Annotated in this window: 2 protein-coding genes and 1 pseudogene; all 3 read right to left on the minus strand. The window is 29.9% G+C overall.

Annotation, left to right across the window (positions count from 1 at the left end):
• Nucleotides 1-387, minus strand: a pseudogene (locus EZH24_RS09900) (hypothetical protein); the annotation flags it as partial.
• Complete coding sequence (locus EZH24_RS09905) at nt 384-1,178, minus strand: hypothetical protein (protein WP_137998985.1); 795 nt, start codon at nt 1,176-1,178, stop codon at nt 384-386. The gene EZH24_RS09905 and the pseudogene EZH24_RS09900, both read right to left, overlap by 4 nt.
• Before the next feature lie 147 nt (nt 1,179-1,325).
• Nucleotides 1,326-2,693: coiled-coil domain-containing protein (locus EZH24_RS14175; protein WP_161976138.1), on the minus strand; the 1,368-nt coding region annotated here is incomplete at its 5' end.

Below are 2,693 nucleotides of genomic sequence, written 5' to 3' on the forward strand. Positions count from 1 at the left end.
AGTTGCTTCTAATATTAAATCTCCTTGTATATACTGATAAGTCAAACGTCCCCAAACTGGGATAACGGTAATATTAAGTCCAGCATTATCTATACTTTCAATATATCCAGCAAACCTTTTTTTACCTTTTAGATAATATTCTACTCTGTCATTTATGTTAAAATAATTAACAGGAGTATTAAAAGTTATTTTTCCACTTTCTCCTCCTCTTTTATTTACTTTAAACTCATAAGAATTATATGTTTTATAAGCATTTTCAGCATATATGTTATTATTTATTTTTATATAATTACCTGTTTTTTCAAACGCAATATACGGAGCAGGTGGAAGTCTATATATTTCATCTCTTAAAAAATGATAAGTAAGTTTTATAGGCATTCTTATCATATCAAAATACCTCTTTTGTATCTTATTGAAGCAGATGTACATGTTTGATTAGTTTCCAAATAAAATGTATTATTACCTACATTTAATTCAGGCTGAATACCATTGTAATTATAGGCAATACCATTTATAGTGAGAGTTTCTCCATTAAAATCTGCAGTATAATTTCCACTTTGTAATTCAGCTATACACTGTATACCAAAGTTTTGTCTATTAGCAAAAATGAAATCTAATTGACCTGCAACAACTAGAAAATCTAAACTAAAGCATAAAGGTACTGGTACTAAACTTAAAGATTTATAATTAATATCTTGTTTACTATCACCTGACACATTTAATTTATAAGTTTCTTCTTTCTGTCTTAAAAATACTTTATCTAAAGATTGTAAAGATATACTGATTACTCCAATATTATTAATATATTTTACAGTATAACCGCCTACTGAAGTTATTATATATTCTGCTTCATATATTTCATTATTATACGAAGTTCTTATATAGTATCTTTTTATACTGTTAGATAATATAATAGATGTATATTTAGTATATTGTTCATCTAGTCTAACCCATTGTTTTTTATCATTTTTATATTCAAAAATAGGAATACCAAAGTCTAATTTTCTGCCTACCGCTATCATTCCTATGCCTGTTTGTATACCTGATATTCTATTACCTTCAGTTACTTTTAAATCAGAATTAATATCTGACATTTTTATCTGATTTGATAAATCTACTAAATCTAATATAGTTTCAGAATATTTATCTCTTATCAATAATTGAATATTATAACTCATACACTATATTATAAATCATTAAAAAAATATTTATTATACATATGTATAATATTTGAAAAAAAATATAAAAAATGAGAAAAAATAAAAAAACTCCGCAGAAAAATTAATTTCCGCAGAGTTTTTTATAAAAGGATATGTTGTAAAAATCTATCTTCTAAATCGTATGTTTCTAGCTTTAAATGAGTTCATAAAATTATATATTTCATCAGCTGTAAGTTTTTGAGTAACTTGAAAAATAAGATTTTCAATATACATTCCTATTTTTTCACTGCCTCCGCTAGCCTGAGTTTGTGCGGCAGACTGTACTTGTAAAATACCGCCCATATTTTTAACTAATTCAGCACCACGCTCACCAACCAAAGCAGTTTCTCCATACCCTAAAGTATAGCCTGTAGTACCGAACTCAAATTTAGGCATTTCAGGCGGATTACTTTTTACATTGTCTAAAGCAGAAGCGGCACTCTGAACGCCTGCCACAGCTCCTGCCACACTTCCTGCTATTGCTAAAGCTACAGTAGTACCCATAGCAGGACCTGCAATAGGACCTAACTGAGCAAATGAAGTTGCCATACCTAAAGCAGTTTGAATTCCAGCTAAAGCAGGGGCAATAGTAGCGTCAGCTATGGCTTTATTCTTTTGAAGTTCTGCTAATTTTACTTGATTTTGCCACTCGGCATAGTCTTTATTGTATTGAGCCTCTGCTAATTGTCTTTCTAATTCTTCACGTTCTTGATTTGCCTTTTTCTCTTCTTCTAATTTCTTATCTTCTTCTTGTTTCTTTTTCTGTAATTCCTCTTTTTTTATTCGTATAGCCTCTTGGCTCATCAAATCATTTGCTTCAACTGCCTTTTCATATTCTTCATCAAGCCTAGCTAAATAATTTTCATATTCCTCATCACTTAGTTCTTGTTGTTCTTGTTCTTTTTCTTCCTGTTCTTCATCAAACTCATCAATTTTATTTTGTATATGTTCTATTTGTTCATCAAACTTTGAAGTGTCTATTAAGTCAAGGCTTTTTATAGAGAGTATTGAAGAACTTATTGAGCTATAAGCAGACTGGAAAGATGATAATATCTGAGAAGCTATAGCTTTAACATCTAATAGCGGTTTAGTCAAATCTTCGTATTGCTGTTTCTGTTCAGATATTAATTGATTTATTTTCTGTAAAGCCTTTCCTAATTCATCAACCGAGCCTGTAACTTCTTCATTACCGTTTATTTGTGCGATAATGCCCTGTAAACTTTCATCGTAATAATCTTTTCCTTGTTTTTTAGCTTCGGTGTAGTATGAAGTGATTAACTGCTTTTGCTGTTCAAGTGCGTTTATATTTGCTTTTACAGCCTCAAGCTCTTTCTCTTTTCCTGCGTAATTATCTTCAATTATTTTAGCTTCGGCGTTTCTTACGTCAATAACTGCGGCAAGGCTTTGAGTAAGTTTTTCGTATTCGGAAATTTGATTTTTAGTTGTGTCTGTATTTACTTTTATATTTCCGCTTTGCTTTATCATTTCTTCATT

It is taken from the genome of Brachyspira catarrhinii, assembly GCF_005518285.1.
Taxonomy (GTDB): domain Bacteria; phylum Spirochaetota; class Brachyspiria; order Brachyspirales; family Brachyspiraceae; genus Brachyspira; species Brachyspira catarrhinii.

What these genes read in the sequence shown, in the direction of transcription:
- EZH24_RS09905 (WP_137998985.1), bottom strand. Translation starts at nt 1,178, where the DNA reads ATGAGTTATAATATTCAATTATTGATAAGAGATAAATATTCTGAAACT.